The sequence below is a fragment of the Clostridium lundense DSM 17049 genome (assembly GCF_000619945.1).
Classification (GTDB): domain Bacteria; phylum Bacillota; class Clostridia; order Clostridiales; family Clostridiaceae; genus Clostridium_AO; species Clostridium_AO lundense.
In genome coordinates this window covers 84,315-90,478 of record NZ_JHVC01000016.1, presented here as the reverse complement: position 1 = coordinate 90,478, position 6,164 = coordinate 84,315, and the positions used below count along the sequence as shown (strand labels likewise).

General features: G+C 31.5%; 6 protein-coding genes and 1 pseudogene. 1 reads left to right on the top strand and 6 read right to left on the bottom strand.

The window, feature by feature from the left end; all coding sequences use genetic code 11:
* Nucleotides 1-163: pseudogene (locus T514_RS26255) on the top strand (IS256 family transposase); the annotation flags it as partial.
* Between the two features lie 163 nt (nucleotides 164-326).
* On the opposite strand, the gene T514_RS0116875 reads toward T514_RS26255, so the two are convergent.
* The 6 genes from T514_RS0116875 to nikC all read right to left on the bottom strand — a co-directional run bounded on the left by T514_RS0116875 (nucleotide 327) and on the right by nikC (nucleotide 6,118).
* Nucleotides 327-773 (bottom strand): response regulator, encoded by a 447-nt coding sequence (locus T514_RS0116875; RefSeq protein ID WP_027625833.1) that lies wholly within the window; start codon nucleotides 771-773, stop codon nucleotides 327-329.
* Nucleotides 774-954: 181 nt separating this feature from the next.
* Entirely contained in the window at nucleotides 955-1,764 is an 810-nt protein-coding gene (gene proC, locus T514_RS0116870; protein WP_027625832.1) for a pyrroline-5-carboxylate reductase, read from the bottom strand.
* Nucleotides 1,765-1,960: 196 nt separating this feature from the next.
* A complete protein-coding gene (locus T514_RS0116865) occupies nucleotides 1,961-3,247 on the bottom strand; it encodes a glycoside hydrolase family 18 protein (protein ID WP_027625831.1) in 1,287 nt (428 codons plus the stop codon).
* A gap of 81 nt (nucleotides 3,248-3,328) precedes the next feature.
* Complete coding sequence (locus tag T514_RS0116860) at nucleotides 3,329-4,306, bottom strand: ABC transporter ATP-binding protein (protein ID WP_027625830.1); 978 nt, start codon at nucleotides 4,304-4,306, stop codon at nucleotides 3,329-3,331.
* Between the two features lies 1 nt (nucleotide 4,307).
* Nucleotides 4,308-5,285, bottom strand: a complete 978-nt coding sequence (locus tag T514_RS0116855; RefSeq protein ID WP_027625829.1) for an ABC transporter ATP-binding protein — start codon at nucleotides 5,283-5,285, stop codon at nucleotides 4,308-4,310.
* Nucleotides 5,286-5,296: 11 nt separating this feature from the next.
* The gene (nikC, locus tag T514_RS0116850; RefSeq protein ID WP_242850621.1) at nucleotides 5,297-6,118 is read right to left on the bottom strand and encodes a nickel transporter permease; all 822 of its coding nucleotides are present in this window, start codon (nucleotides 6,116-6,118) and stop codon (nucleotides 5,297-5,299) included.
* Between the last annotated feature and the right edge of the window lie 46 nt (nucleotides 6,119-6,164).

Sequence of the window (6,164 nt, the reverse complement as noted above, 5' to 3'; positions counted from 1 at the left end):
CAGGCTAAATCGCCAAAGAAGTGTATTTCCAAGTGATACTGCATTAATGAAAGCTTTGTACTTAGCAACATTTGAAGCTACGAAGAAGTGGACTATGCCTCTTCGTAATTGGGGAAAAGTATATGGTGAGTTATCAATAATGTTTGAAGGAAGACTTTTTTAATTAAGCCTACGGCTAAAAAACACGCCCTTCTCTAGGGTGTTCTTGACATGCAATTCATTGTTAATTATATTGTAATTAAGGCATGGAGTTTTACCATGACCTCCATGCCTATAAAATAATTATCATAGAAAGCTATTTACAGAAAAACTTTCACACTCTCGATTTACTTCAACTTCTTTCCACAATAAGGACAGAATAAAAAAGAACCATTTTCTAACTGTTCCCCACAATATGGACAAAACAAAAACATGGATCGATTATTTTTATTTTCTAACTTATTCAATGTTTCTCTTAGTTCTTCAATGGTTATAGGAGTCTTTATAACTTCATCAACTCCGCAATTTTTATAATCATCCACTCTAAGCTTGCTTGAAGAAGATAAAATATTTAATATATTTTCATCAATATCCTTTATCTTTTTTATAAGTTTATCACCAGTGATCTTCTTCATAAATAAATTACATATTACTAAATCTGGAATATATTTTTTAGTGTCGTTAAACGCCAAGAATTCACTTGTAACCTTAACATCATATCCTAACTCTATTAACATATCCCTTAAAATAGCACTTTCAAATTTACAATCATTGATAACTAAAACTCTCTTCATGGCTTACCCCATTATCTTTTTATTACTTTACCATATAAATCAATTTTATCCTATATAAAACTAATTTTCAACAGTTAGTACACAAATTCAAAATAAATTATTATTATAGTACTAAAAATGTTTTTAAAATTCCTACAGTATTACAATAATACTGTAGGAATTTTAAATATAACTATTATCCCTATTTTTGAGACATTTTTATTGTTTTTTCTGTACATTTTCTCATAGCTTCAATTACCGAGCCTCTAAAGTTGTTCATTTCTAATGAATATACTGCTTCAATAGTAGTTCCACCTGGAGAGCATACCTTATCTTTTAATTCTCCAGGATGTTCTCCTGTTTCTAAAACCATTTTGGCTGCTCCTAAAACTGATTGAGCCGCCATTTTGTATGCCTTATCTCTTGGCATACCATCTAAAACCGCACCATCCGCTAAAGCTTCTATAAACATGTACACATAAGCTGGGGATGAGCCACTTACCGCTGGCACCACATCCATAAGTTTTTCATTAATTATTTCTACTTTACCAAAACTCTTAAAAATACTTACTACATCTTCAATTTCTTCTTTAGTAACTTTGTTGTTATAACATAATGCTGCCATACCCTCTCCTACTAGAGCTGGAGTATTAGGCATAGTTCTTATAACTTTTATGTCCTTATTAAAAGATTTTTCTATGTAATCTATGGTTATACCTGCACCAATAGTAACAATAACCACATTGTTTTTTACATAATCCTTAATCTGTGCTATAACCTGATCATGTACATTAGGTTTTATAGCCAATATAATAATATCTGAATTTGTAGCTATTTCTTTATTATCCTTTGTAACTTTTACATTTAATTTATCTTTAATATAATTTAATTTTATTTCATCTGTATCACTTACTATAATCTTTTCTGTAGATAATATATTAGCACCCACTATACCACCAGCAATAGCTTGAGCCATATTTCCGCAGCCAATGATACCTATATTTTTATTCATATATTTCCCTCCAACGCTAAATAAAATTTTTTCAAATCAATTTGTTAACATATAATAATTATATCACTATTTTATATTATAAATAATAAAGAATAAATATTGATAATTTTCTCATGCATCTACAAAACTTAATTTAGAGTTTTTTGTAATAACAATGAAAAAACATCTTAATTTATTCTTTATTATATTTTACTTATTATTTAATTACCTTTGTTATATTAAACATGTTATCTAAAACTTGCCAATTCTGTGGGAAAGGCTGAGCTAATACCCAATAACTCACTCCTCTTAAATTATATTCACTGGCTAACTTATATTTTGCCTCTACACTTCTAGCATCTTCAAACCAAACTACATGTTCATTTCCTTTTTGATCTACATAATTATAATAAGGAGACTGAGCTTTTTCATCATATTTTATAATTGCACCATACCTTCCAGCTCTATCAATAGCTTCTTGATTTCCAATGCTTTCAGCAAATTCTCCTCCTGGCATGTATGGCAACGTCCAATCATATCCATAAAGCGGCATTCCCATCATAATTTTCTGAGGAGGTATAACTGATACTGCATAATTAATTACCTTTCTAACTTCATTTATTGGTGCTACAGCCATAGGAGGACCACCAGACCATCCCCACTCATAGGTCATAATTATAACAAAATCCACAATTTCTCCATGAGACTTATAATCATGAGCTCCATGCCATGATCCAGTGGTAACATCATAAGTCTTTGGTGCTAATGCAGTTGCTACAATATAGTTTGGATGTAATGCAGCTACTAATTTTCTTAAAAAATTATTATATTTTTCTCTGTTTTCCGGTGAAATTCTCTCAAAATCCACTACTACTCCATAGTATCCCTTACGCTTTATAATATCTAATATATTATTTATTAAAGTAGTTTGTAGCTGATTGTTATTTAAAATATTATCAATTAACTGAGTATCAAAGTTAGCTCCTGATATATTAGTAACAGACATAAGTGTAGCAACCTTATTGTCCCTTGCCACTTGTAATATAGTATCATCATCTAATGGTGTCACTCCTCCATCAGCAGTTACATGATGACTAAAAGGCGTAACATAAGTTAAATACTCTATGGCTTCACCTAAAACCCTTCTTTCTTTTTCCGGTGTAGAAGGTTGAATAAATGCATTCACTTCAAGATATCCATAATTTTTCGCTTTTTCTGGAATCCTTATTACTAATCCTGGATAAAGTGTATATGGGCTTTGAATGTTATTCAATGTTGCAATACTCTCTGGTGAAACCCCAAACTTTCTTGAAATAGACCAAATAGTATCTCCTGGTTGTACTCTATAAGCCCTTTCTCTTGATGGAATTACAAGCGTTTGACCTACAACCAATTTAGGAGAACTCCCAAGCTTATTAGCATCTATAATACTTTCTGGAGTAACTCCAAAATTTCTAGCAATTAACCACACAGAATCTCCTGGTCTAACTACATAAATATTCAATAATTTTACCTTCCTTTAAATATTACCATAATTATTATATGCACCTATTTTATTTTGGTTCTATAAAACTATAAATATATTTTATAGTTTATTTTTATCATATATATGACAAGCTACCCTATGATTATTTCCCACTTCTATCATTTCAGGCTCTTTAACCTTACATATCCCCATACACTTTTCACATCTAGTATGAAATCTACATCCTGTTGGTGGATTTATAGGATTAGGAACATCTCCACTTAATATTATTCTCTCTTTTTTCTTTTTCGGATCAGGCACTGGTATAGCTGATAATAAAGCTTGGGTATAGGGATGTTTAGGAGAATTATATAAACTCTCATCTTCTGCAACTTCTACCAATTTACCTAAATACATAACTCCAACTCTATCACTAATATGCTTTACTACATTTAATCCATGAGCTATAAATAAATAAGTCAAATTGAATTCATGTTGTAAATCATGAAGCAAATTTAACACTTGAGCCTGTATAGAAACATCTAATGCAGAAACTGGCTCATCACATACTATAAGCTTAGGATTAACAGAGATAGCTCTGGCTATCCCTACTCTCTGCCTTTGTCCACCACTAAATTCATGAGGATATCTATCTTTATGATAACTTGCAAGTCCTACGCAATTTAATAGCTTTAATAATCTCTTGTCTAACTCTTCTCCTTTTGCTATTTTATTTACAATCATAGGCTCTTTTATTATATCCCCTATTGTCATTCTTGGATTTAATGAAGCATAAGGGTCTTGAAATATTATCTGTATATTTTTACTTAATTCTTTTCTATTTTTCTTCTTTAACTCCCTTATATCCATTCCATCAAATATTACTTTACCCTCTGTTGGCTCCAACAAATCCACCAACATTCTTCCCGTAGTAGACTTTCCACATCCTGATTCTCCTACTAGTCCCAAGGTTTCTCCCTTATATATTTCAAAACTAACATTATCTACTGCTTTTACATAATTGGTATCCTTATCGAAAAAACCAGATTTCATGGGAAAATATTTACTTAAATTCCTAACTTCCATTAAAACTTCCATATTACATTTCACTCCCACCATTTTTATCATACAAAAAACATCTAACATTTCTTTCATCTTCTATAAATATAGGAGGTTCATTATTAATACACATCTGATTGCATTTATTACACCTTGTACTAAAAGCACATCCTTTTGGCATTTCTAATGGATTAGGAACCATACCAGGTATCATAAATAACTTTTCACACTGTTCATCTATTTTAGGTATTGATTTTAACAATCCTTCAGTATAAGGATGCAATGGTTTTTCAAATATTTCTTCTACTGTTCCATCCTCAACTATCTTTCCACAATACATTACTACTACTCTATCCGCTATCTCTGCTACCACTCCTAAATCATGAGTTATAAGCAAAATAGCTGTACCTAATTTTTCTTTAAGTTTTAACATTAAATCTAATATTTGCGCTTGTATAGTTACATCTAATGCTGTGGTAGGTTCATCTGCAATAAGAAGCTCTGGATTACACACTAAAGCCATTGCAATCATTACACGCTGTCTCATACCTCCACTCATCTGATGTGGATAATCCTTTATTCTTTTCTCAGGAGAAGGTATCCCCACAAGTTCCAACATTTCTATAGCCCTTTTTTCCGCATCTTTTTTTGATATATCCTCATGCCTTATAATAACTTCTGTAATCTGTCTTCCAATAGTAAATACAGGATTTAATGAAGTCATAGGTTCTTGAAATATCATAGAAATTTCATTTCCTCTAATATTTTGCATTTCCTTCTTACTCTTTTTCAGTAGATTTTCTCCTTTAAATATAATTTCTCCTTCTACAGATTCTGATGCTCCACTTTCTATAAGTCCCATAATGGAAAGAGAGGTAACACTCTTTCCGCTGCCTGATTCACCAACAACAGCCACCACCTCTCCTTTATCCACATTAAAATTCACTCCATTAACTGCATTTACCGCTCCTTCTTTTGTTTTAAACTGAGTTTTTAAATTTCTAACTTCCAGCAACATATAAATTCACCCTACTTTCTAAGCTTAGGATCCAAAGCATCCCTAAGACCATCTCCAAATAGATTAAATGCTAAAACTGTAATTGTAATAGCTATACCTGGAAATAAAACTATATGAGGAGCATTATAAAAATATCCTCTTCCTGCACCAAGCATACTTCCCCATTCTGCAAGTGGTGGTTGAACTCCTAATCCTAAAAAACCAAGAGCAGAAGTTTCCAAAATAGCTGTAGATACTCCTAAAGTAGCACGTACTATTATAGGTGACATTACATTAGGCAATATATGCTTAAATATTATGGTAGCATCATTGTTTCCTATAACCTTAGCAGCTTGAACATATTCATTTTCCTTAACTGTTAATATACAACTTCTTACTATTCGTGCGTACTCCGGTATAGTTACAATACTTATAGCAATAACAGCCTTATCTATACCTTTACCTAAAACACTCATGAAAGCTATAGCTAAAAGTAGTGATGGAAATGCTAGAATTATATCCATTATTCTCATCAAAAGCATATCAATTTTCCCACCATAATAACCAGCAATAGATCCTATTAAAGTTCCTATACTTAATGCAATAGCTACAGAGGTAACACCAACTCTTAAAGATATTTTAGTTCCATCTATAATTCTGCTTAAAATATCTCTTCCTTGTTCATCCGTTCCTAATACATGAGCTGATGAAGGTGCCTGCAAGCTTTGAGACAAGTTTCCGTCATAGGGGTTATACGGCATAAAAAATTTACCCATTACAGCTACGATTATTAATAAAATAATAATTATTAACCCTATTAAAGCAGCCTTATTTTTAGTTAACATACCTAGCATATTTCTTAAAAGTCTATACTTTCTTTCTTTAGCTTCAACTTTAACA

Bases quoted from the DNA above. Each gene is read 5' to 3' on its own strand.
- T514_RS0116875 (WP_027625833.1), bottom strand. From the start codon at position 773: ATGAAGAGAGTTTTAGTTATCAATGATTGTAAATTTGAAAGTGCTATT.
- proC (WP_027625832.1), bottom strand. From the start codon at position 1,764: ATGAATAAAAATATAGGTATCATTGGCTGCGGAAATATGGCTCAAGCT.
- T514_RS0116860 (WP_027625830.1), bottom strand. From the start codon at position 4,306: ATGGAAGTTTTAATGGAAGTTAGGAATTTAAGTAAATATTTTCCCATG.
- T514_RS0116855 (WP_027625829.1), bottom strand. From the start codon at position 5,285: ATGTTGCTGGAAGTTAGAAATTTAAAAACTCAGTTTAAAACAAAAGAA.
- nikC (WP_242850621.1), bottom strand. From the start codon at position 6,118: ATGCTAGGTATGTTAACTAAAAATAAGGCTGCTTTAATAGGGTTAATA.